This window comes from Microbacterium rhizomatis (assembly GCF_008710745.1).
Taxonomy (GTDB): domain Bacteria; phylum Actinomycetota; class Actinomycetes; order Actinomycetales; family Microbacteriaceae; genus Microbacterium; species Microbacterium rhizomatis.
Genome location: NZ_VYSA01000001.1, coordinates 907,023 through 928,794 on the forward strand (window position 1 = coordinate 907,023; position 21,772 = coordinate 928,794).

Here is a 21,772-nt window from a genome sequence, read left to right on the forward strand (position 1 = left end):
ACCGTGCGGACGCTAGGGCCGCAGCAGCACTTTCGTGGCGCGGCGTTCGTCCATCGCCGCGTACGCCTCCGCGGCCTCGCTCAACGGGAGTTCGAGGTCGAAGACGAGCCCCGGCTTGATCGCCCCCGAACGCACGTCGGGCAGAAGCTCTTCGATGTACCCGCGCACCGGAGCGACACCGCCGTTCACGCCGACGTTGCGGCCGAACATGCGTTGAATGGGCAGCACAGGACCACCGTTGGGCACGCCGACGTAGCCCACCATCCCGCCCGGTCGCGTCGAGCGCAGTGCCTGGTCCATCGACTCCTTCGTGCCGACGCACTCGAGCACGCGATCGGCTCCGATCCCGCCTGTGAGCGCGCGAACGGCCTCGACCCCGGCATCGCCGCGCTCCTCGACGATGTGTGTCGCCCCGAACGCGCGCGCGAGGGCCTGGCGCTGCGGATGCCGCGACATCGCGATGATCGTCGTCGCGCCGAGCCGCTTGGCTGCGATGATCGCGCACAGCCCCACGGCGCCGTCGCCGACCACCGCGACCGCTTCACCCGGCGACACGCCGGCCGAGACCGCCGCGTGGTGCCCCGTCCCCATGACGTCGCTGAGGGTGAGGAGGCCCGGGATCTCGTCATCGGCCACGGGACCCGGCACGACCACCAGCGTGCCGTCGGCAAGGGGCACGCGCACCCGCTCGCCCTGTCCGCCGTCGGCGAATCCGCCGACCCGGTCGTCCGTTCCCCACCACCCGCCGTTCAGACACGACGTGCTCACCCCGTTCCGGCAGTTCGCACACGTGCCGTCGCACACATAGAACGGCGCGATGACGAAGTCGCCCGCTTGCACGTTCTCCACCTCCGAGCCGACAGCCTCGACGATGCCGACGAACTCGTGGCCGATCCGCTGGGGCTCATCCGTCGGCGTGATGCCGCGATAGGACCACAGATCGGACCCGCACACGCATGCCGCGACGACGCGCACGATCGCGTCGCCTCCGGTCGAGAGCGCGGGGTCGGGGACTTCTTCGACGCGGATGTCGCGGGCGGCGTGGATGAGGGTGGCAAGCATGGGTAGAGCCTAAACGCGACCGCCCCGTGCTCGCCCCGACGTCACGATCGACTCCTAGGCTGGACGGCATGAGCGACTTCAACAGCAGAATCATCGAGGAGTTCCGCGCCCACGGCGGGCACGTCACGACGGCGGGTTTCGGCGACCGCCTGGTCCTGCTGCACACCACGGGCGCGAAGACCGGTGCCGACCGGGTGAGCCCCCTGATGGGCCTGCCCACCGAGAACGGCTGGCTGGTCGCCGCTTCCAAGGGCGGTGCTCCCGAGGAGCCCGGCTGGGCCCATAACCTCCGCGTCACCCCGCGTGCCGCGGTCGAGACGGGCACTGGGACCGTCGATGCGGTCGCTGAGGAACTGGACGGGTCCGAACGCGACAGGGCCTGGGCGCGCTTCCTTTCGGCGAGTCCGTCCTTCTCGACCTATGAGGAAAGCGCGGGGCGCACGATCGCGGTGTTCCACCTGGTGCGCTCCGCCTGAACGCTCGTCGAGCGCCGTCGACTCACGGCGAGGCGCACCGTACGCAGCGCGCGGCAGCAGGTCGCGCCCGCAGCCGCTCGAGCGGGATCTCGGATCCGCAGATCTCGCAGACACCGTAGGTTCCGCCATCCAGACGCGCCTCAGCGAGAGCGATCTGCGCGAGCTCCTGACCGGCCGCATCGCGCAGCCCGATCGCCGCCGACCACTCCCCCGACAGCGTCGAGCCCTCCGGGTCGTGCTCGTCGTCGGCAGGTGTGTCCGATCGGGCCGAGCGAATCGCCTCAACGCGCCGATCGCCGGCCGCAAGAGCCGCTTCGAGCTCGATCCGGCGCTGCGCCAGCAGCGTGGCGAACTCGCCGTAGCGCCCGCGTTCCATCGTTCGGCCGACCCTCAGCGGCGCGCGATCGCCTCGGCGATCGGCACGTCGCCGGAGTTGAATCGGATGCTGCGTCCCACCGTGGACGGATCGGCCAGCGTGGCCGCGATGACCGCCGCGACATCGGCGCGCGGAACGGTCGTGGACTCGGATGCGTCGACGTCGATGCGGCCGGTCGGCGGGTCGAGCGTGAGCCCGCTCGGGCCGAGGATCGTCCATTCCAGACCGCTCGCGCGAAGATGCTCGTCGGCTGCCGCCTTCGCCTCCGCATAGGCGAAGAACGAATTCTCCTGCGGGACGCCGTGATCGGGGCGAGCGCCGAAGTACGACACCATCACGAAGCGTCCGACGCCCGCACTTCCGGCCGCATCCATCGTGCGGATCGCCGCGTCACGGTCGACCGCGTACGTCCGCGCGGGGCTGCCGCCACCCGCGCCGGCTGACCAGACGACCGCGTCGTGGCCCGCGATCACGTCGGCGATGCCGTCGGCGTCGAGCCGTTCGACGTCGGCCACCGCGACAGCGGCACCCGTCGCCGAGATGTCGTCGGCGTGCTCGGGATTGCGCACGACCGAGGTGACCTCGTCGCCCCGCGCCACGAGGAGGGGGGCGAGCAGGAGCGCCACTTTTCCGTGCCCGCCGATGATGATGATGCGTGCCATGAGGTCAGCCTTCCTTCGTTTCCGACGCTGCCCGTTCGGCGGCAGCAGAGGTGAGTTCGTCTCGCACCGTCTTGCGGAGCACCTTGCCGATCAGCGAGCGCGGAAGCTCCTCGACCTGCACGACCCGCTTGGGGACCTTGTACGCGGTGAGGTGCTTCCGGCAATAGTCGCGCAGCGCTCCCGGGTCGAACTGCGCGCCGGAGCGCAGCACGACTGCGGCCGTGACGTCCTCGCCGCCCGAGCTGCGCGGAAGGCCCACCACGGCGGCTGCTTCGACATCGGGGTGCCCGAGCAGGGTCTCTTCGACTTCGGACGGGCTGACGTTGAATCCACCCGTGATGATCAGCTCCTTGATGCGATCCACGATCGTCACGAAACCGTCGGGAGACACCGTGACGATGTCGCCCGTGCGCAGCCATCCGCCCTCCAGGAGCACTGCGCGGGTCTCGTCGGGGCGCTTCCAATAGCCCTGGAAGACCTGCGGTCCGCGGATGAGCAACTCGCCCGGTTGCCCCTGTTCCACATCGGTCTCGGGATGCCCGGGGTCGACGACGCGGATATCGGTGCTCGGAAAGGGCACACCCACGGTGCCCGGTCGGCGTGAGGGCCCGATGGGGTTTCCGAGGGCAACGGGCGAGGTCTCCGTCATCCCGTAGCCCTCGACGAGGAGCCCCCCGGTGACCTCCTCCCAGCGGGCGACGGTCTGGACGGGGAGGCTCATCGCCCCCGAGATCGCGAACCGGATGCTGGTCAGGTCGACGCCTTTGCGCCCCGTGGCGCGCGCGAGGGCGTCGTAAATGGGCGGCACGGCCGGAAGGAACGTGGGCGGCGACTTCCTGGCCGCCGCGAGGACGAGGTCGATGTCGAACTTCGGGAAGAGCACGAGGCGAGCGCCGATGCTCATCGCGAAGGTGAGGCACAGGGTCATGCCGTACGCGTGGAAGAGCGGCAGCACGCCGTAGAAGATCTCTTCCCCCTCGTGCAGGCCCGGGACCCATGCGCGCCCCTGCGCCGCGTTGGCACGGAGATTCCGATGGGTGAGGATCGCGCCCTTGGGGGCGCCGGTGGTGCCGCTGGTGTACTGCAGCAGTGCCGTGTCGTCGAGGGCGGGGCGCGGCATCCGCTTCGACAGCTTCTTCCCGCCGACGATGTGCTCCCACGCCACGAGGTGCTTCGCCGTCGGCCGCGTGGTGAGCGCCGCGCGCGAGGCGCGCGCCTTGGCCAGCGGGAGCCGGAGAGCGGCCCGCGTGGCGAACGGGAGCGCGCGCGTGACGTCCACGGAGACGATCTGGGCCGGTCGTGCATCACGGGGCATCTCGGCGACGAGGTCGGCGACCTTGTCCCAGACGATCGCGACGGTCGCACCGTGGTCCTCGAACTGGTGGCGCAGCTCGCGCGCCGTGTAGAGCGGGTTGTGCTCCACCACGACGGCGCCGAGCCGGAGCGCCGCGTAGAACGCGACGACGTGCTGCGGACAGTTCGGCAGCACGATCGCGACGCGATCTGTGCGGGCGACGCCGAGCCGGCGGAGCCCTTCTGCGGCGCGCTCGACCTGAGCACCGAGGTCGTCGTACGTGGTCTCGGCGCCGAAGAACTCGAGGGCGACCCGGCGCCCGAATCGGGAGACCGCTGCGTCGAGCATGTCGGTGAGGGTCTCGGTGACCTCGTCGATGTCGGCGGCGACGCCTTCGGCGTACGCACTCAGCCACGGACGGGGCGGTCGATCGTCATGGTCGTTCAGCGGCTGGTCCACAAGAGCCTCCCGACCCGTCCGATACCACTCCAGCGTAGGCGTCCGAGATCGCGGCAGGGCCAGACCGGGATCACGGCGAAAGCAGAGCAGCCCCCGGTCGAGTGAGGGTCAGCACCGCTCGCGCGACGCGCGGGTGGGTCTCGAGCTGGTCCTCGAGCGCGTTCAGGCGTGCCGCGACGGTGTGCTCGACGGCATCCCCCGTCAGATCCACCGCCGCGACGAGGAACACCTTTCCCGGCCCGACGAATTCGATGTGCAGGTAGCTCACCCCGGTGATCTCGTCATGGGCGAGCAGCGTGGTCAGCACCGCGGTGCGCACGCGCGGGTCGACCGTCTCCCCGACGAGGAACCGGCGGTTCTGCTGGATCAGCACGATCGCCACCGCGGCCAGAAGCAGCCCGACGAGGATGGAGCCGATCGCATCGGGCACCGGCGACCCGGTGACCTGGTGCAGGAAGATGCCGACGAACGCGATCACGAGGCCGATGAGCGCGGCGGCGTCTTCGAAGAACACCGCCCGCAGGGTCGGGTCCGACGTGCCCACGACGTGCTCGAGCAGATGATCGTCGGCCGATGCCGCCGTCCGCCGCGCCTGGCGGAATGCTTGAACGAACGAGACGCTTTCGAGCACGAATGCGATGCCGAGCACGATGTAGGAGATGCCGAAGTACTGCGCGGGCTCGGGATCGATGAGCTCCTGCACGCCGTGCATCACCGACACGACGGCGCCGACGGCGAAGAGCCCGAACGCCGCGAACAGCGACCACACGTAAGCATCCCGCCCATATCCCACGGGATGCTGCGGATCGGCCGGCTTCACCGATCGGCGCCCTGCGATGAACAGGAACACCTCGTTGCCCGCATCGGCCCACGAGTGGGCGGCCTCGGCGACCATCGATGCGGCGCCCGTGAGGCCGGCCGCGATCGTCTTGGCAATCGCGATCAGCAGATTCGCGGCGAGCGCTATCAGCACCGTCCGCACCGACTCCGGCTGATCGGTGCCCGAATCGCTCCCGGCACCCGTACCGGGTCCCCCGCCGGCGAGGACGGTCGCCGATCGGTTCGACCTCATGGGCCTCAGCCTCCTCGGCGGCGGGGTTCCTGGACGGGCGCGGGATCAGTTCAGAGCGCGTGTGGACGCGGGGATCCCGCCGTCGCTGTACAGATCGATCGCCAGATCCTGCAGCGCGGTCAGCGCGACACGCTGCGGCATGGGGCCGTACGAGATGCGGGCGACGCCCAGGGCTTCGTACTCGGCGGCGGTGAGCGCTCCAGGGAGTCCGATGACGCTGATCTTCCCGTGGCCGATGCCGTCGACGAGGCGACGGGTGACATCGGCGTCGAGAATTCCTGGTACGAACACGAGGCTCGCCCCCGCATCGAGGTAGGCACGGCCGCGCTCGATCGCATCGGCGATGGATGCGTCCAGCGGGCGATCCCCCGCGCGAACGAACGCGTCGGTGCGCGCGTTCAGGACGAAGGGAATGCCCTCGAGCTCGCCGGCGCGGATGACGGCCTCGACCCGCGCCACCGACTCGTCGAGCGGGCGCAGGCGGTCTTCGATGTTGGCACCGACGACGCCGACCTGGATCGCGCGGCGCACGGTGTCGCCCGGCTCGTCATAGCCGTCGTCGAGGTCGGAGGTCACGGGCAGATCCGTCGAGTCGACGATCCGGCTGATCATGCCGAGCGACACGTCCAGCGGAATCGTGCCGTCCTTGTATCCGTAGGAGGCGGCGATCGAGTGGCCGGCGGTCGCGAGCGCCTTCGTCTCGGGCAGGGCGGCGACGGCGGACGCCGAGATGACATCCCACACGTTGACGACCCGGAGGATCTCCGGAGCAGCGTGGAGGGCGGACAGGGACTGTGCCTTTTCGAGCTGAGTGGTCATGGAAACACGCTAGCGGCGCAGGGCGCCGCCGGGGTCACCGGACAATGCTCCGAAGCCACGCGGCGCCGATGCGACGGCGGATGCCGCGACTACCGTGGAGCCCATGTCCCTGTCATCCGTGCGCACCTCGGTGCGCACCTCCCTCGGCACCGCGAAGCGGGCTCCGGTTCTGCAGGTCGCCAAGTCCGCGATCGCCACGATCGCCGCGTGGCTGATCGCGGGATGGCTCATTCCCGGCCCCCTGCCGGTCTTCGCGGCCATCGCGGCGCTCCTCGTGGTGCAGCCGAGTCTGAACCAATCGCTCGGCAAGGCGCTCGAGCGCAGTGTGGGAGTGATCGCGGGAGTCGTGATCGCCACGGGGCTGGCACTCTTCTTCGGGCAGAGCACCTGGGTGGTGCTCGTCGCCGTCGCGGTCGGCCTCGTGATCGCCTGGGCGCTGAAGATGACCCCCGGCACCGGCAATCAAGTCGCGATCAGCGCGATCCTCGTGCTCGCCCTCGGGGCCGCAACACCCAACTACGCGCTGGACCGTGTCGTCGAGACGATCATCGGCGCCCTCATCGGCATCGTCGTGAACGTCCTCATCGTCCCCCCGGTGTCGGTCGCACCGGCGCACCGGGCGGTGGATGCGCTCGGAAACGAGCTCGCCGCGACGCTCGACAGACTCGCCGACGCCTTCGAACGGCCGCAGTCGCCCGAGCATCTCACCGAACTCCTGGTCTCGGCGCGACTCATGCGTCCGATGCGGGATTCCGCGGAGGCGGCGATCAACGCGGGTCGCGAATCACTCACGCTCAATCCGCGGGCCGGGCGCCACCGGCAGGAGCTCGCGGAGCTCGAGCGAAGTCTCGACCGGTTCAGCCCGGTCGTGACGCAGGTGATCGGGATGACGCGAGCCTTCTGCGATCACTATGACAGCTCGATCGCCGCCGAGCCCGCAGTGCGGGCGATCGGCGAGCAGCTGCACCGGGCCGCGCACGACGTGCGGCTCGAGGTGGGAGGCGCGCCGGGCGAAGCCGCCGGCACCGAGGATCTCGAGCCGGCGTTGACGAGCCCTCTGTCGGTCGTGGCGCCGTCGGCGGACCACTGGATCCTCATCGGGTCGCTGCTGGAGGATCTGCATCGCATCCACCGCGCGCTCCGCGAGACGGCCTGAAAGGAACTCGATGCCCGAGAACGAGTCGGTCGGACCGACAAGACGCCGCGGTCCGTACCGCAAGTCCGATGCGCGGCGGCGCGAGATCATCGACGCGGCATTCGACGTCTTCGCGACCGCCGGGTTCCGAGGCGGGTCCCTCAAAGACATCGGGGCGCGGATCGGCATCGATCCGTCGACGATCCTCCATCATTTCGGCTCGAAGGAGAACCTGCTTCTCGCCGTCCTGGAAGACAAGCAGACCCGCGATGCACACAGCTTCGCCGTCGTCGACGACCTCTCGCCGGAAGAGATCCCCGGGGCGTTTCTCGCTCTCGCCGAGCGCAATGGCGCTACGCCGGGGCTGATCTCGCTCTACGCCGTGCTCTCGGCCGAGTCCACGACGACAGATCACCCCGGCGATGACTACTTCCGCCGCCGCACCGAAGAGACCCGTGCGGCGTTCCGCATCGGATTCCGGAGGATGGCCGACGGCGGCCTGCTCGCACCGGGCGTCGATCCCGACTACGCCGCGACCTCGACGTTCGCGCTCTGGGACGGCATCCAGATCCATTGGCTGATCGACCCCGCGACCGTGCGGGTGACGGACGCACTCCGCGCGCATCTGCGCGTGATCACCACCGTCGAGCTCTGAGTTGCGGGCGGCTCCGAGCGACGCATAGAGTGGCTCCTACGAAAGTCCAATGTTCATTGGACTTTCATCTCCACTCATCCGCCGAGCAGAGGCGCACGCATGCGATCCACCCCCTTCCTCACCGGCTGGTCCGTCTCCCCGAAGCGCGGACTCTTCGACGGCCTGGGGGCAGACGCCGCGCCCGCGCAGGCCGTCACTCTCCCTCACGACGCGATGATCGGATACGAGCGCAGCGCCGATGCACCCTCGGGAGAGCACAGCGGCTACTTCCCGGGAGGTGCTGTCCAGTACACGCGCACCCTCGAGGTCGACGCGAGCGAGGCCGATCTCGTTCACACGCTGGTGTTCGATGGCGTGTACCGCGATGCGATGGTCTATGTGAACGACGAGTTCGCCGCACAGCGGCCGAACGGCTACGCGCGATTCGCCGTGCGCCTCGATCCGTTCCTCCGGTTCGACGCTCCGAACACCATCCGCGTCGAGAGTCGGGCGCATCGCGATTCGCGCTGGTATTCCGGACTCGGGATCCACCGTGGAGTTTCGCTCCTCACCGGGCCGCCCGTACACGTGGCGCTCGACGGCATCCGGGTGTCGACACCCGACGTCGACGACGCCGGCGCGCTCGTCCAGGTCGAGACCACGGTGGTCAACGACAGCCTGCGCACGCTGACGCTCGTGGCGGTCGTGACACTGCGCGGGCCCGATGGCTCGGTGGTCGGCGGTGGACGCACCCCGATCACCCTCCTGGCCGGCGAGTCGGGTGTCGCGCGGGAGCGCCTCTGGGTCGCGTCGCCCGAGCGTTGGAGCCTCGAGAGCCCCGCGCTGTATCGCGCGGAGTTGACGTTGGACGCAGGCGACGACGGAGACACGGATGCCGCGACCTTCGGCATCCGCTCCCTGCAGCTCGATCCGCACCACGGCCTGCGCATCAACGGCGAGACCGTCAAGCTGCGCGGCGCGTGCATCCACCACGACAACGGCATCCTGGGAGCGCGAGCGATCGGGTACGCGGAGGAGCGCCGGATCCGCATCCTGAAGGATGCGGGCTTCAACGCCATCCGCAGCGCGCACAACCCGCTGAGCCCGGAGACGCTCGCGGCATGCGACCGGATCGGGATGCTCGTGATGGACGAGTCCTTCGACATGTGGGCCGAGTCCAAGTCGCCGTTCGACTACGCGCTGTCGTTCCCGGAGTGGTGGGAGCGCGACATCGAGTCGATGGTGGCGAAAGACTTCAACCACCCCTCGGTCGTGTTCTACTCCCTCGGCAACGAGATCCCCGAGACGGGGCGTCCGCACGGGTCGAGGCTCGGCAGGCTCCTCGCCGACAAGGTGCGCGTCCTGGACCCCACCCGGTTCACGACGAACAGCATCAACGGCCTCGTCTCGGTCATCAAGGAGCTTCCTCCGATGGGCGGGGCGGATGCCGCGCCGAACGACATCAACGATGCGATGGCAGCCGATCCCGGCGAGATGATGACGGCGATCGTGGGGTCGGATCTCGTGACCCAGCGCACCGAAGAGAGCTTCGCCGCCGTCGATGCGGCCGGGCTCAACTACGGCGACAGCCGCTACGTGTCCGACGCAGCGGCCTTCCCGAACCGGATCATCATCGGCACCGAGACCTTCGCGACCCGTCTCGACCGCGCGTGGCCTCTCATTCTGGAGAACGACCACGTGATCGGCGAGTTCACCTGGACCGGGTGGGACTACCTGGGTGAGGCCGGCATCGGCCGCGTCGACTACACCGAGACCGGGGGCGCCTTCGCCGGCACTTCGGGACCCTTCCCGTGGCAGCTCGCGTGGTGCGGTGACATCGACATCACCGGGTCACGCCGTCCTGCGTCCTATTTCCGCGAGGTCGTCTACGGTCTGCGCGATCGCCCGTACATCGCCGTCCGACGCCCGCGCACCGACGGCCTGAAGCCCGCCTCGGGTCCGTGGTCGTGGTCCGACAGCATCGCATCGTGGTCGTGGACGGTCGCCCCCGGCACTCCCGTGACGGTCGAGGTCTACAGCGATGCCGAGCGGGTCGACCTGCTCCTCAACGGAGCCGTGGTGGGCTCGGCCGGCGCAGGGCGCGACAACGGCTATCGAGCGATCTTCGAGGTGCCGTTCACGCCCGGCGAGCTCGTCGCCGTCGCCGTCGCCGACGGTGTCGAGTCCGGGCGGGACGTGCTGCGCTCGGCCTCGGGTGACATCGAGCTGCGCCTCTCCGCCGAGCGTGCGCAGATCCGGGCGGCGTTCGACGACCTGGCGTTCCTGACGATCACCCTGACCGATGCCGACGGCGTGGAGTGGCAGGGCGACGATCGTGAGGTCGAGGTCACCGCTGACGGCCCCGGGGAGCTCATCGGCCTGGGAAGCTCCGACCCGCGGACCACGCTGTCGTACCTCGGGTCGCGCACACGCACGTTCGACGGCCGCGCGCAGGCGATCGTGCGGCCGACCGGCCCCGGCGACATCACGGTCACGGCGAGCGCACAGGGACTCGGGTCGCGGACCGTTGTCGTACGGGCGGTTCGGGGCTGAGGAACGATCGTCGTCAGGCGACGAGTTCGCGCGAGCCTTCGAGCTCGCTCACGATGGCGGCGACGACGGCCCGGCCGGCCCGGTTCGCCCCGATCGTCGAGGCTGAAGGACCGTAGCCGACCAGGAACAGCCGCGGCTCGTCGATCGCGCGCGAGTCCTCGACGCGGATCCCGCCACGGGGCGTCCGAAGACGCAGCGGGGCGAGGTGGTCGAGGGCGGCGCGGAACCCGGTGGCCCAGAGGATGACGTCCGCGGAGAGGAACGAACCGTCCGGCATCCGTACACCGTCCTCTTCGATCGCGGTGAACATGGGATGCCGCACGAGCACCCCGCGCGCCTCAGCGGCGCGCGCCCACGGCGTCCAGTGCATGCCCGTCACCGAGATCACGCTGCCGGGAAGGAGTCCCTGTCGCACGCGGTCCTCCACCCCCGCGATCGCGGCCACGCGCGCCGGGATGTCGAAATCGTCCTCGATCCAGTCCGGCTCGCGGCGCGTCATCCAGATCGTCTCCGTCACGCGCGAGATCTCGTCCAGGAGCTGGATCGCCGAGACGCCCGCGCCCACGACGATCACCCGCTTGCCCGCGAACTGCTCGGCGGATGCGTAGTCGGCGACGTGCAGCTGACGACCGCGGAAGAGCTGCTGGCCCGGATAGTGCGGCCAGAACGGCTTCGTCCATGTGCCCGTCGCGTTCACCACGAACCGTGCTGCCCAGGACTCGGCGTCCGTCTCCACGAACAGGCGCCCGTGCGGGTCCTCATCGGCGCGCCGGACCGCGCGCACCGCGACCGGCCGCCGCACGTCGAGGTCGAAGCGGTCTTCGTACTCTGCGAAGTACGGCGGGAGGATGTCGCGACTCGGCGCGTCAGGATCAGCTGCCGGAACCGCGTGTCCGGGCAGCTCGTGGATCCCGTTGACCGTACCCATCCTCAGCGACGGCCAGCGATGCTGCCACGCTCCGCCTGCGGACGGATTGGCATCCAGAACGACGAACGTCCGTGCCTCAGGCGAGGTGGCCTCTCGAACCGGGACGAAGCCGCGGCGCCTCAGGTGATATGCGGCCGAGAGCCCCGCCTGGCCCGCCCCGACGACCACCACGTCGACGTCGAAGGCCGGCATCCCATTCATATGCATGGAAACCGCCGCGAGCGTGCCGCTATTCCGACGTCCTCACCAGCCGAACGACCCCGGGCCGCCTTTGAACGGCCCGACCACCCATGACGTCACCCATCCGCCGTAGAAGCCGCCGGGCTGCGGCACCGCGACCTCACCGTCGACCGTGCACCGATCCATCGGCTGCGCATAGATCGCGATGCGATCGCGGAGGAGCTCGTAGCCCGCCGAGGGCTGAGGGTAGTTCCATCCGGCAGCGGTGGCCACCGCATCCCCACCGCGCACATCGAGGTAGCGCGCAGCCCCCTTGAACTCGCAGAACGACGATCCCTCCCCCGGCGTGAGCGCGCCGTCGGCGAAATCGGCGATCGGCAGGTAGTACACCGGCGGGTGGCTCGTCTCGAGCACGCGCACGACGTCCGTCGTGTCTACGATCCGCACTCCGCCGAAGTCGATCGTCACCCGCAGATCCGTCCGCTCGATCCGAGGCGGCCGAGGATACGCCCACACCGACTCCTGACCCGGAACGATCGGGTCTGCGACAGGTCTTCTCATCTCAGCGCACCTTTCCATCGAGATACCACCAACGCTCGCTCTGGCGAACGAAGCGGCTGCGTTCGCACAGCTCGCCGCTCTCCGATCCGTCACGCCATCGCGCGCGGAACTCCACACTCCCGCGAGTGTCGCCCTCCGCCCCGCCCTGCACGTCGACGATCGTCAAGCCCTGCCAGCGGAGCGCAGGGTCGAGCGCGATGTCGTCGGGGCGAGTGCCGGGATGCCACGAGTCGGCGAGGTAGCCCGCGTCGCCGATGAAGAACGCGGTGTAGCGCGAGCGCATGACGGCCTCGGCGGTCGGAGCCGGGGTTCCGCGGAGGGCGGGAGCGCAGCAGCTCCCGAACGCCGCCCCGCTGGCGCACGGGCAGGCGTCGGCGTCGCGCACGGGAGGGAACCCGCGCTCGCTCGTCGAGCTCGCTCCCACGGCACCCTCCTCGCCTCGCCTCTCCAGCGTAGGCGCGTGACGATCGGCCGGCGCCGCCCCGCTCGCCGAGTGGTTGACTGGAGGGGTGGCGGATCTCGCGATGTTCCCCCTCGGCAGTGTGCTCTTCCCGCACATGCCGCTGGCGCTGCGCGTCTTCGAAGAGCGCTACCTCGTCATGCTCGCCCGCCTGTTGGACACGGAAGACCCGCGCTTCGGGGTGGTCCTCATCGAACGCGGTCACGAGACCGGCGGCGCCGACCAGCGGTTCCGCATCGGAACGATGGCGCACATCACCCGGCTCACCCCGCGAGACGATCACGTGTCGCTCGTGGCGCGGGGCGGGAGCCGCATCGAGGTGGTCGAGTGGCTCGAGGATGACCCGCATCCGGTGGCGCTCGTGCGCGAACTGCCCGACTTCGAGTGGGATGCGGGTCTGGAGCCGTTGCGCGACGAGGCCGAACGGATCGTGCGACGCACCATCGCGCGATCTGCGGAGTTCGCAGAAATGCCGTGGGATGCGGACGTCGAGTTGTCCGACGACCCGATCGAGTCCGCGTGGCAGCTCGCCGCGATCGCGCCGCTCGGTCCCATCGATCAGCTGGCGCTGCTCACGTCGTCGAACGCGACGGAGCTGCTCACGCGCATCGCGCAGCTCACGCTCGAGGCAGAACCGGCGCTGACGGCACCCGGCCCCGATACCGCATTCGACGACGCCTTGGCCGCACTCCTGGAGACGGACGCCGACGGCGCGGAGGACGATCCCGGAACGGACGACGAGCCGGATGAACCAGATGAAGGCGATCCACCCGGAGGCTCTCAGCCCGGACCGACGGGTCCGGCCTGAGGCTTCCGTCGTCGGGGTGGCGTCAGGCGGCGGAGACGACGGCTGCCCGGAGCCCGTCGACGAGCGGAGTGGTCGGCCGCCCGATCAGCCGTCCGAGCAAGCCGTCCGCCTGACTGAGCACACCGCCCGCGATGGCTTCATCGATGCCCACCACGAACGCGACCGTGCCCTCGTCGAGTCCGAATGACGCGAGCTGAGCCGCCTTCTCGGCGGGGGTGAGCGGCTGGTAGACCACCTCGCGCCCCAGGACGTCTGCGGCCGCCGCGGCGAGCTCGGCATAGGTCCACGCCGAGTCGCCCGCGAACTCGTAGACCTGGCCGATGTGCCCATCCTCCAGCAGAACGACGGCGGCACCTTCGGCGAAGTCGGCGCGGCTCGCGCTTGCGACCCTCCCATCGCCGACGGCCGCGGCGATCACGCCCGACTGGGCCGCGCCGGCCAGATCGGCGGCGTAGTTCTCCGTGTACCAGTTGTTCCGCACGATCACCGCGGGGATGCCCGAGTCCGTGATGAACTCCTCGGTCGCCCTGTGGTCGGCGCCCAAGGCGTAGTCGAACGTGGTCGCCTGCGGTGCACTCGTGTAGACGAGCTTCTGGACCCCGCCGGCGCGCGCGGCCTCGATGACGTTGCGATGCCCGGTGAGCCGGTCCCCCGGGTCCGAGCCAGAGATCAGCAGCACGCTGTCCACGCCGTCCAACGCGGCCGTGATCGTGTCGGGGCGGGTGTAGTCGAGCTCGACGACGCGAACTCCGCGCGCCGCGACATCGTCGAGCTTCGACGGGGTGCGCGCTCCCGCCACCAGGCGTGCGGGCTCCACGCCGCGAGCCAGGAGTGCGTCGAGGGTGAGGCGGCCGAGCTGTCCGCTGGCGGCGGTGACGAGAATGGTCATGGGTCCTCTTCCGTGGATGTGTTCGGCGAGCGGTGATCGCTCCTCTGTCCGAACCACATCGACGACCGTAACCATTCCAGACGAAGGGTACCCATTTTTAGGTAAGGTACCCACATGCAGGTAAGTCTTGGGCGAATACGGGCCCAGCATGGCGATGTGTTCACGGATGGATGCCCGACGCGCACCGTCCTCGATCACATCCTGAGCAAGTGGGGCGTACTGGTCCTTCTCGCGCTCACCGACGGCACGCTGCGCTGGGGTGAACTCAGGCGCGAGGTGGACGGCATCAGCGAGAAGATGCTCGCCTCCACGCTTCGCACCCTGGAGTCCGATGGATTCGTGCACCGCCGGTCCTACCCCGAGGTGCCGCCCCGCGTGGAGTACGCCCTGACCGACCGTGGTCGCGAGCTGATGGAGCGGATGCTGCCCCTGATGGACTGGGTCGCCGGCAACGCGACGGTCATCCTCGGCGGCTGACGCACCGCGAATCGATCTCTGCCATGATCGGCGGCATGGGCTCAGATCGGAGCCGTGATCCTCGAGGAGTGCGCAATGCGCAAGTGGGCGGTAGTGGCGATCCTGGCGGCCGCGCAGTTCGTGATGGTCCTGGACGGCACGGTCATGAACGTCTCGATCTCCACCGTCGTGGTCGACCTCGGCACGAGCGTCGCGGCGATGCAGGCCGCGATCACGTTCTACACCTTGACCATGGCGGCGTTCATGCTCCTCGGAGCCAAGCTGGGTGACGTGTGGGGCCGCCGTCGCGCCTTCGTGATCGGTTCCTGCGTCTACGCGGTCGGTTCGCTCACGACCGCGCTCAGCCCCAACATCGGTGTGCTCATGATCGGCTGGTCACTGATCGAGGGGCTCGGCGCCGTCCTCGTCATCCCCGCGATCGCCGCTCTCATCGCGGACAACTACGAAGGTCGTGCGCGCATCACCTCGTATGCGATCATCGGCGCCGTCTCGGGGGCGGCTGTGGCCGCAGGCCCGCTCATCGGCGGATTCGTCACCACCTACTTCAGCTGGCGCTACGTGTTCCTCTCCGAGGTCGTCATCATGGCGGTCGTCGTCGGCTTCACCCGGCTCATCTCCGATCCGACCGGCTCGGCGCGACGCTCGCGGATCGATGCGCTGAGCGTCGTACTGTCGGCGCTGGGCCTCCTCGGCATCGTGCTGGGCATGCTGCAGAGCAAGACGTGGGGATGGATCATCCCCCTACACTCCCCCGAGGTGTTCGGGGTGGCTGTTGCGCCGCTGGGCATCTCACTCACGACGTGGCTGATCCTCGGGGGGATCGCGCTGCTCGTCGCATTCGCCGCCCGGCAGCGGCACCTCATCGCGGCGGGACGCTCCGCGCTCCTGGACGTCTCCCTCCTGCGGATCCGGCGCCTGCGCAGCGGGCTGAGCGTGCTCGGGGCGCAGTACGCCATCACCGCCGCGCTGTTCTTCATGGTGCCGGTCTACCTGCAGATGACGCTGGGGCTGGATGCTCTCTCCACCGGCATCCGCATCTTCCCGCTGTCGATCTCACTCATCATCTTCTCGATCGTGGGCACCCGCCTCGCGACGATCTGGTCAGCACGCCGTATCGTGCGGCTCGGACAGGTGATCCTCGTCCTCAGCTCTCTCGTCCTGCTCGGCACGATCGACATCAAGCTCGACACCCTCGCTTTCGGGATCGGGATGTTCACGGCCGGGGCCGCACTGGGCCTGCTGGCCTCGCAGCTGGGCAACGTCAACATGTCGAGCGTGGGCGAAGACAAATCCAGCGAGGCGGGCGGGCTCCAGGGTGTCTTCCAGAACCTCGGCTCGTCACTGGGAACCGCGCTGATCGGCTCGGTGCTGATGAGCACCCTGGCGATCTCGTTCAGCGCCGGAGTCGCCTCCAGCCAGCTTCCGGACGACGTGCAGCAGACGGTGGCGACCGCGACCGAGCAGGGCGTCCAGATCATCCCGGCCGCATCGGTCGAGAAGATCGCCACCGACGCCGGCCTGTCCGACACCGACGCAGCCGATCTCGCGACGATCTACAGCTCGTCGCAGATCCAGGCGCTGCGCATCGCCTTCCTCGCGCTCGTACTCCTGTCTCTCGGCACCCTGTTCTTCTCCCGTGGTATCCCGAACGACGTTCTGGGCAGGGCTCCGAGCGAATCCCCGGCAGCCGAGCCCTCGAAGGCCGGTTCCTGAGGCGTCAGGCCACCGCGCCCCGGGCGTTGTAGACGACGGTCTCGGCCTCGCCGTATGCGCGATAGACGGCGACCGCGTCCTCGTGCCCGACGTTCGTCGTCACACGGATCCCGCGCCGCTCGAACTGCTCGGCCCAGTCGGCCACGACGGGGCCCTCGTCGAAACCCGTGAGCTCTTCCAGAAGCGGGCCCTCGCCCGCGACGACGAGCGAGCGGATGCCGCTCCACATCGTGGCGCCGTAGCACATGACGCAGGGGCGCCAGTTGACGACGAGTTCGAGATCCGCGCCGTCCGCGCCGAGATCCCAGCGTCCGAGCGCGGTCTGCGCGAGGCCGAGGGCCGTCACCTCGGCGTGCATCCCCGTCAGGCCCGAGCTCAGGACGATGTTCACGCCCACCGAGATGAGCGCACCCGTCGCCGCATCCACCACGATCGCGGCGAACGGGCCGCCGTTTCCTTCTCGCCAGTTGCGGTCGGCGAGCCGGTTGACCAGCGCCATCCGCTCTTCCTTCGAGGCCAGTGACAGCGGCAGTCCGGGCAGCTCGGCGATGAGCCAGTCGGGCAGCGACGCGTGCAGAACGGTCGCGATGTGCGCCGGAGAAGTCGAGGATGCGGTCATGCGACCATCCTGCACGGACGGTGTTTCGGCGGCATGAACGGCCCCGGACGGGCGATTTTCGACGGCTCACTGCGACATATGCCGCCGCGAGAGGCGGCTTACGTGTACGCTCGAGAGTGATCCACATTCTGACCGCGCACCAGTGCGGTGAGAATGGCACGTCGAGACCGACCGCGATCACCTCCGAATACGGCATCGCCGTCACATGAAGAACCCTCCCCCACCTCTGGTGGCGCGGAGCGAGAGAAGACTGATTCCCCCCTCACGGCACCTCGAGCATCGCTCAGGTCATCTGCGACCGGGCACTCCTGCGTCCACTCTTCGTGGCACCTCTCCTCGATCCTCCGGCCGAATCCGGCCCCCGCATCTGTCCACACCTTGCACGGCGTGGTCATTAGGCACCGCAAGAGCCGTGCCGAACACCTAAAGAAAGAAGACATCATGGCAACTGGAACCGTGAAGTGGTTCAACTCCGAAAAGGGCTACGGCTTCATCGCCCCGGCCGACGGCACCCCCGACGTGTTCGCGCACTACAGCGCGATCGTCTCCTCGGGCGGCTTCCGCAACCTCGAAGAGAACCAGCAGGTCGAGTTCGACGTCGCACAGGGCCCGAAGGGCCTGCAGGCGGAGAACATCCGCCCGCTCTGAGCCTCGAATGACGAAGGCCGCTCCGCTGACGCGGGGCGGCCTTCGTCATTCCCCCGGCGCCCCCTCTCCTTCACCCCCGCCCCGCGCCTCTCCCTCACCCCGCCCATCTCGCCGCGCCGCCCCTCTCCGTGCGCGAAACACAGGGGCGGATGGGTGATAGCGGGTGGCTCGGCGCGGGTGGCTCGGCCGGCGGCTACGCGAAAGGCCGCCCCGCGTACGCGGAGCGGCCTTTGCAAGGGATGCGGCGGAGGCTCAGACCCGGCGGAACTGAGCCACCATGTTGCACTCGAATGGGTCGCGGGCGGACAGTCCGACCTTGTTGAGGTACTGGATGACGATCCAGTACGACTTCAGCATCGTCGTCTCGGTATAGGGAACGCCCAGCGTCGCGCAGTGCTCGCGCACGATCTCACGGGCCCGAGCCAGGTGCGGGCGGGGCATGTTCGGGAACAGGTGGTGCTCGACCTGATAGTTGAGGCCGCCCATGAGGATGGTCGCCCACCAGCCGCCGGAGACGTTGCGTGAGGTGCGCACCTGCTTGGTGAAGAAGTCGAGCTTGGCATCGGCGTCGATGATCGGCATGCCCTTGTGGTTCGGCGCGAAGGACGCACCCATGTAGATGCCGAAGACCGCCATCTGCACGCCGATGAACGCAAAGGCCATGCCGAGCGGCAGGAAGAGGAAGATCGGCGTGAAGAGCAGCGCGAATCGCAGGACGATCAGACCGAGCTCGAGCCAACGGCCTTTGACCTCGCCCCGCTGCACCAGGTGGCGGATTGCGATGAAGTGGAGGTTCAGTCCTTCGAGCGTGAGCAGAGGGAAGAACAGCCAGCCCTGGCGTCGTGTGATGGCCCCCATCAGACCAGACGTCTTGGCGGCGTCCTCTTCAAGGAATCGGATCGTGTCGACCTCGATGTCGGGGTCGCGGCTCACGCGGTTGGGGTTCGCGTGGTGACGCGAGTGCTTCGAGTCCCACCACGAGTAGCTCATGCCGACGACGAAATTGCCGAGGATCATGGCAAGCCGCTCGTTGGCCGGGCCGGACGCCAGGATCTGCTTGTGCGCCGCCTCGTGTGAGAGGAACGCGACCTGGGTGAAGAGGAATCCGAGCGCTGCCGCGATGAGGAGCTGGAACCAGCTCGCGCCGAGCAGCACGAAACCGGTGATCGCTCCGCCGAAAGCGAGGACGATCGCCGTGCCGACGAGGGCGTAGAACCCCTGTCGCCGCCGGAGCAGACCCGTTTCGCGGACGAGCTGGGAGACCTCGGTGTACGCCTTGGTCAGCCGGGGGAAGTCACCGGTCCTCGCGTAGGTGGAACGGATAGGGCCGAGACGGCTTTCAGGAACATTGACAGCGACGATGAGACACCCACTCGATTGGCAAACCCGCGGAAGCAAGTCCGTAGTCGGAAGCCAACGGCGTCTGCCGATCGCTGTGGGCCCACTCTACGCAGGGGAACATGCCAGCCCGGGGATGTACCGCACATGTCCTGGCAATGCGCAGGCGACGCCCAGCCTGGGGGGGCGGTATCAGCGCGCGCTGACCTTCACCGTGAAGGTGACGTTCTGGATCCCGCCGTTGCTGTTGCTGAGCACGATCTGCGTCGTGCCGACCGCGAGGGCGTTGACGCCAGGGTTGAACGTCGCAGTGGAGTCGACGTGGCCTTGCACGAATTCGGCGACCGCGGGGTCGGCGACGACGCCGGTGTAGCTGTCGACCGCGAGGCTGCCGGTGTTGATGTCGAGCATCTGCCCCACCTGGAGGTCGACGGTCGATCCCTGGAGCGCGCCGACGTCTTTGACGACGGGCGTGGTGACCGGCGTGACCGCCGGAGCGCACGCGCTCATCGCGAGGCCGAGGGTGAGGATGGCGGTGGCCGCGAGCAGTTTCGTGATCTTCACGCCCGTCAGTATCGCAGGTCGCGACCCGGCTGTCCGGTCGGGCTGTGGATAACGTGAACGGGGCCTCCGTATTCGACATTACGGTGGTGCCGTGAAATCCCGGTTCTCCCCCGTCGCGCTCTTCCTGGTCGCCGTCATGATGAGCGGATGCTCAGGCCTGCCGGAACCCGTGGTCACGACGCCGCACACCACCGACGCCATGGCGTTCACGGCTGCAGAGCAGACGTACCGCAACTACATCGACGCCCTCAACCACGTGGACCTGAACGACCCGTCGACGTTCGAGGCCGTGTACAGCTGGACAACGGGCGACGTCGAGACCGCTACTCGCGAGTCGATGACGCAGATGCAGTCTCTCGGATGGGTCGTGTCCGGCGACGCCACGATCCTGCTCGTGGTTCCCCATTCGATGGGCGGGCGCGACCCCGTGACCGCCGATCTCGCGGTCTGCGTCGACGTCGGAGCCGTGTCACTCGTCGATGCATCCGGGGCATCCGTGGTCGCCCCTTCGAGGACGGATGTGCAGAGCACATTGGCGACGCTGGAAGCGAACGCCGAGAGTCCGACCGGCTGGCTCCTTGCCGAGGTCGTCGGTCGGATCGGCGAACCGACATGCCCGAGCTCCCTTTAGACGTTCTGACGGAAATCCACTCGCCCGAGGCCGACCTGTGGATAACTTTCGCGGCGTACCGTACTAGACGTTACGGTAGTGCCATGAAGTCACCGATCCCTTTCATCGCCGTCGCCCTGCTGGCGGTGATGATCAGCGGATGTTCGGGCCAGCCCTCACCCGAAGCATTCACCCCCACGCCCGCGTTCGCCAGCGAGGAAGAAGCGTTCGCCGCCGCCGAGCAGACCTACCGCAACTACGTCGATGCGCTCAACAAGGTTGATCTGAGCGATCCGCACACCTTCGAGGAGGTGTACGACTGGACCACGGGCGACGCGTACGCCACAGCCCGAGAGACGTTCAGTCAGATGTCAGCAGATCGCTGGACCGTGTCGGGAGAAAGTGTCGCAAGCGTCGTCGTGCCCCTCTCCACGGAGGGCGGTTGGATGGCTCACACCGCATTCGCCGTGTGCCTCGACGTGTCGAGAGTGGAAGTCGTGGACAAGTCTGGGCAGTCGAAAGTGAGCGCCAATCGAGGTGCCGTTCAAAGCATGAAAGTGTCGCTGACGTCCTCCTCTGACAGTCCGACGCGGTGGCTCGTCAGCACTATAGAAGGTCGGGATGGTGATCCGGTTTGCGACTCATGAGAGGCCTCGCCATCTGCGTCATCGCGTTCTGCGCTGTTGTTGTCACGTCGACCGCAGCACATGCCGCGGAGTGTGGAGACGTTGGTTGGGCCGAACATTGTGATGTCGAAAACTCGGGGTCGAGCGTCGATATCGGTGGTTCGGTCACGCACCCCGGCAGCGGCAACAACGACTCCTCCCCAGACGAGGGCACCGCGCCGGCCCCGGCACAGACCACCCCGGGGGTGGCGCCCGATGACCCGTGTCACCGGATCAACCGGTGCAACATGGACTACGAAGTCGGACTCATCCGCGAAATCACCCTCGCCGACCTCGTCTCCTTCACCCCCACCCCACCCACCCTCACCAACGAACCCGCCGGATACGGCATCACCAAACGACCCACCAACTTCATCGCCACCAGCACCACCCAACTCATCCCCGGACGACTCCTCGACCTCGACGTCACCGTCCGCTTCACCCCCACCGCCTACCGATACGACTACGGCGACGGCACCACCCAAACCACCAAAACCGGCGGAAAACCCTGGGCCGACCTCCACCTCACCACCTGGGCCCGCACCGACACCAGCCACGTCTACACCGAACGCGGCACCTACCCCATCACCGTCACCACCCTCTACACCGCCGACGTCAACTTCGGCAACGGCTGGAGACCCGTCACCGGAAACGTCGAAGCCACCACCGGCAACTACACCATCCGCGTCCTCGAAGCCCACACCGCCCTCGTCAACAAAAACTGCATCGAAGACCCCCACGGCACCGGCTGCCCCACCCGCTGAACGCGG

At 68.5% G+C, this 21,772-nt stretch carries 24 protein-coding genes; 11 read left to right on the top strand and 13 right to left on the bottom strand.

The features are described from left to right. Positions 1-12 precede the first annotated feature (12 nt). Positions 13-1,062, bottom strand: coding sequence for a zinc-dependent alcohol dehydrogenase family protein (locus tag F6B43_RS04355; protein WP_150447645.1), 1,050 nt, complete (start codon positions 1,060-1,062; stop codon positions 13-15). Positions 1,063-1,130: 68 nt separating this feature from the next. Here F6B43_RS04355 and F6B43_RS04360 point away from each other — a divergent pair, with 68 nt between their 5' ends. Further along, positions 1,131-1,538 carry a nitroreductase/quinone reductase family protein gene (locus F6B43_RS04360; RefSeq protein ID WP_150447646.1) on the top strand — a complete coding sequence of 136 codons (408 nt, stop codon included), beginning with the start codon at positions 1,131-1,133 and terminating at the stop codon, positions 1,536-1,538. 22 nt (positions 1,539-1,560) lie between these two features. On the opposite strand, the gene F6B43_RS04365 is transcribed toward F6B43_RS04360, so the two are convergent. The 5 genes from F6B43_RS04365 to F6B43_RS04385 form a co-directional block, all read right to left on the bottom strand. Next, positions 1,561-1,914, bottom strand: a complete 354-nt coding sequence (locus F6B43_RS04365) for a TraR/DksA family transcriptional regulator (RefSeq protein WP_150447647.1) — start codon at positions 1,912-1,914, stop codon at positions 1,561-1,563. A gap of 14 nt (positions 1,915-1,928) precedes the next feature. Next, positions 1,929-2,576 (bottom strand): SDR family oxidoreductase, encoded by a 648-nt coding sequence (locus F6B43_RS04370; RefSeq protein WP_150447648.1) that lies wholly within the window; start codon positions 2,574-2,576, stop codon positions 1,929-1,931. 4 nt (positions 2,577-2,580) lie between these two features. Next, the gene (locus F6B43_RS04375) at positions 2,581-4,329 is read right to left on the bottom strand and encodes a long-chain-fatty-acid--CoA ligase (RefSeq protein WP_246159791.1); all 1,749 of its coding nucleotides are present in this window, start codon (positions 4,327-4,329) and stop codon (positions 2,581-2,583) included. A 70-nt stretch (positions 4,330-4,399) separates the two neighbouring features. Further along, a complete protein-coding gene (locus tag F6B43_RS04380; RefSeq protein ID WP_150447649.1) occupies positions 4,400-5,401 on the bottom strand; it encodes a cation diffusion facilitator family transporter in 1,002 nt (333 codons plus the stop codon). A gap of 45 nt (positions 5,402-5,446) precedes the next feature. Continuing rightward, positions 5,447-6,220: an isocitrate lyase/PEP mutase family protein gene (locus F6B43_RS04385; RefSeq protein WP_150447650.1), complete on the bottom strand. Its 774-nt coding sequence runs from the start codon at positions 6,218-6,220 to the stop codon at positions 5,447-5,449. 103 nt (positions 6,221-6,323) lie between these two features. Between F6B43_RS04385 and F6B43_RS04390 the strand changes: the two genes are divergently transcribed. From F6B43_RS04390 to F6B43_RS04400, 3 genes are all read left to right on the top strand, one after another. Further along, the gene (locus tag F6B43_RS04390; protein ID WP_150447651.1) at positions 6,324-7,376 is read left to right on the top strand and encodes an FUSC family protein; all 1,053 of its coding nucleotides are present in this window, start codon (positions 6,324-6,326) and stop codon (positions 7,374-7,376) included. A gap of 10 nt (positions 7,377-7,386) precedes the next feature. Further along, positions 7,387-8,010, top strand: a complete 624-nt coding sequence (locus F6B43_RS04395) for a TetR/AcrR family transcriptional regulator (RefSeq protein WP_150447652.1) — start codon at positions 7,387-7,389, stop codon at positions 8,008-8,010. A 99-nt stretch (positions 8,011-8,109) separates the two neighbouring features. Continuing rightward, positions 8,110-10,542: a glycoside hydrolase family 2 TIM barrel-domain containing protein gene (locus F6B43_RS04400; RefSeq protein ID WP_150447653.1), complete on the top strand. Its 2,433-nt coding sequence runs from the start codon at positions 8,110-8,112 to the stop codon at positions 10,540-10,542. 13 nt (positions 10,543-10,555) lie between these two features. Here the strand turns inward: F6B43_RS04400 and F6B43_RS04405 are convergent, their stop codons facing one another. The 3 genes from F6B43_RS04405 to F6B43_RS04415 are packed head-to-tail and all read right to left on the bottom strand — an operon-like array spanning position 10,556 to position 12,635. After that, positions 10,556-11,662 carry an NAD(P)-binding domain-containing protein gene (locus F6B43_RS04405; RefSeq protein WP_150447654.1) on the bottom strand — a complete coding sequence of 369 codons (1,107 nt, stop codon included), beginning with the start codon at positions 11,660-11,662 and terminating at the stop codon, positions 10,556-10,558. 51 nt (positions 11,663-11,713) lie between these two features. Beyond that, a complete protein-coding gene (locus F6B43_RS04410) occupies positions 11,714-12,211 on the bottom strand; it encodes a DUF427 domain-containing protein (protein WP_150447655.1) in 498 nt (165 codons plus the stop codon). Between the two features lies 1 nt (position 12,212). Further along, a complete protein-coding gene (locus F6B43_RS04415) occupies positions 12,213-12,635 on the bottom strand; it encodes a YchJ family protein (RefSeq protein ID WP_150447656.1) in 423 nt (140 codons plus the stop codon). 85 nt (positions 12,636-12,720) lie between these two features. Here F6B43_RS04415 and F6B43_RS04420 point away from each other — a divergent pair, with 85 nt between their 5' ends. Then, complete coding sequence (locus F6B43_RS04420) at positions 12,721-13,479, top strand: LON peptidase substrate-binding domain-containing protein (RefSeq protein ID WP_150447657.1); 759 nt, start codon at positions 12,721-12,723, stop codon at positions 13,477-13,479. Positions 13,480-13,501: 22 nt separating this feature from the next. Here F6B43_RS04420 and F6B43_RS04425 read toward each other — a convergent pair whose 3' ends face one another. After that, entirely contained in the window at positions 13,502-14,368 is an 867-nt protein-coding gene (locus tag F6B43_RS04425) for an SDR family oxidoreductase (RefSeq protein WP_150447658.1), read from the bottom strand. A gap of 114 nt (positions 14,369-14,482) precedes the next feature. On the opposite strand from F6B43_RS04425, the gene F6B43_RS04430 reads away from it, so the two are divergent. Next, positions 14,483-14,845: a winged helix-turn-helix transcriptional regulator gene (locus F6B43_RS04430; protein ID WP_150447659.1), complete on the top strand. Its 363-nt coding sequence runs from the start codon at positions 14,483-14,485 to the stop codon at positions 14,843-14,845. Between the two features lie 75 nt (positions 14,846-14,920). Beyond that, positions 14,921-16,558, top strand: a complete 1,638-nt coding sequence (locus F6B43_RS04435; RefSeq protein ID WP_150447660.1) for an MFS transporter — start codon at positions 14,921-14,923, stop codon at positions 16,556-16,558. A gap of 4 nt (positions 16,559-16,562) precedes the next feature. Here F6B43_RS04435 and F6B43_RS04440 read toward each other — a convergent pair whose 3' ends face one another. Next, positions 16,563-17,177: a nucleoside deaminase gene (locus F6B43_RS04440; protein ID WP_150447661.1), complete on the bottom strand. Its 615-nt coding sequence runs from the start codon at positions 17,175-17,177 to the stop codon at positions 16,563-16,565. A gap of 441 nt (positions 17,178-17,618) precedes the next feature. Here F6B43_RS04440 and F6B43_RS04445 point away from each other — a divergent pair, with 441 nt between their 5' ends. After that, a complete protein-coding gene (locus tag F6B43_RS04445) occupies positions 17,619-17,825 on the top strand; it encodes a cold-shock protein (RefSeq protein WP_056217105.1) in 207 nt (68 codons plus the stop codon). 252 nt (positions 17,826-18,077) lie between these two features. Here F6B43_RS04445 and F6B43_RS04450 read toward each other — a convergent pair whose 3' ends face one another. Both F6B43_RS04450 and F6B43_RS04455 read right to left on the bottom strand, forming a co-directional pair. Then, entirely contained in the window at positions 18,078-19,187 is a 1,110-nt protein-coding gene (locus F6B43_RS04450) for a fatty acid desaturase family protein (protein WP_425486811.1), read from the bottom strand. Positions 19,188-19,355: 168 nt separating this feature from the next. Continuing rightward, complete coding sequence (locus F6B43_RS04455; protein ID WP_246159793.1) at positions 19,356-19,727, bottom strand: hypothetical protein; 372 nt, start codon at positions 19,725-19,727, stop codon at positions 19,356-19,358. Positions 19,728-19,818: 91 nt separating this feature from the next. On the opposite strand from F6B43_RS04455, the gene F6B43_RS04460 reads away from it, so the two are divergent. The 3 genes from F6B43_RS04460 to F6B43_RS04470 all read left to right on the top strand — a co-directional run bounded on the left by F6B43_RS04460 (position 19,819) and on the right by F6B43_RS04470 (position 21,766). Further along, a complete protein-coding gene (locus F6B43_RS04460) occupies positions 19,819-20,358 on the top strand; it encodes a hypothetical protein (RefSeq protein ID WP_150447662.1) in 540 nt (179 codons plus the stop codon). An 83-nt stretch (positions 20,359-20,441) separates the two neighbouring features. Beyond that, positions 20,442-20,984 (top strand): hypothetical protein, encoded by a 543-nt coding sequence (locus tag F6B43_RS04465; RefSeq protein WP_150447663.1) that lies wholly within the window; start codon positions 20,442-20,444, stop codon positions 20,982-20,984. A gap of 266 nt (positions 20,985-21,250) precedes the next feature. Beyond that, a complete protein-coding gene (locus F6B43_RS04470; protein ID WP_150447664.1) occupies positions 21,251-21,766 on the top strand; it encodes a PKD domain-containing protein in 516 nt (171 codons plus the stop codon). The last annotated feature ends 6 nt before the right edge of the window (positions 21,767-21,772 follow it).

Coding starts and splice junctions, on each gene's coding strand:
- F6B43_RS04355 (WP_150447645.1), bottom strand. CDS start 1,062: ATGCTTGCCACCCTCATCCACGCCGCCCGCGACATCCGCGTCGAAGAA.
- F6B43_RS04360 (WP_150447646.1), top strand. CDS start 1,131: ATGAGCGACTTCAACAGCAGAATCATCGAGGAGTTCCGCGCCCACGGC.
- F6B43_RS04365 (WP_150447647.1), bottom strand. CDS start 1,914: ATGGAACGCGGGCGCTACGGCGAGTTCGCCACGCTGCTGGCGCAGCGC.
- F6B43_RS04370 (WP_150447648.1), bottom strand. CDS start 2,576: ATGGCACGCATCATCATCATCGGCGGGCACGGAAAAGTGGCGCTCCTG.
- F6B43_RS04380 (WP_150447649.1), bottom strand. CDS start 5,401: ATGAGGTCGAACCGATCGGCGACCGTCCTCGCCGGCGGGGGACCCGGT.
- F6B43_RS04385 (WP_150447650.1), bottom strand. CDS start 6,220: ATGACCACTCAGCTCGAAAAGGCACAGTCCCTGTCCGCCCTCCACGCT.
- F6B43_RS04390 (WP_150447651.1), top strand. CDS start 6,324: ATGTCCCTGTCATCCGTGCGCACCTCGGTGCGCACCTCCCTCGGCACC.
- F6B43_RS04395 (WP_150447652.1), top strand. CDS start 7,387: ATGCCCGAGAACGAGTCGGTCGGACCGACAAGACGCCGCGGTCCGTAC.
- F6B43_RS04400 (WP_150447653.1), top strand. CDS start 8,110: ATGCGATCCACCCCCTTCCTCACCGGCTGGTCCGTCTCCCCGAAGCGC.
- F6B43_RS04405 (WP_150447654.1), bottom strand. CDS start 11,662: ATGCCGGCCTTCGACGTCGACGTGGTGGTCGTCGGGGCGGGCCAGGCG.
- F6B43_RS04410 (WP_150447655.1), bottom strand. CDS start 12,211: ATGAGAAGACCTGTCGCAGACCCGATCGTTCCGGGTCAGGAGTCGGTG.
- F6B43_RS04425 (WP_150447658.1), bottom strand. CDS start 14,368: ATGACCATTCTCGTCACCGCCGCCAGCGGACAGCTCGGCCGCCTCACC.
- F6B43_RS04430 (WP_150447659.1), top strand. CDS start 14,483: ATGCAGGTAAGTCTTGGGCGAATACGGGCCCAGCATGGCGATGTGTTC.
- F6B43_RS04435 (WP_150447660.1), top strand. CDS start 14,921: ATGCGCAAGTGGGCGGTAGTGGCGATCCTGGCGGCCGCGCAGTTCGTG.
- F6B43_RS04440 (WP_150447661.1), bottom strand. CDS start 17,177: ATGACCGCATCCTCGACTTCTCCGGCGCACATCGCGACCGTTCTGCAC.
- F6B43_RS04445 (WP_056217105.1), top strand. CDS start 17,619: ATGGCAACTGGAACCGTGAAGTGGTTCAACTCCGAAAAGGGCTACGGC.
- F6B43_RS04465 (WP_150447663.1), top strand. CDS start 20,442: ATGAAGTCACCGATCCCTTTCATCGCCGTCGCCCTGCTGGCGGTGATG.
- F6B43_RS04470 (WP_150447664.1), top strand. CDS start 21,251: ATGGACTACGAAGTCGGACTCATCCGCGAAATCACCCTCGCCGACCTC.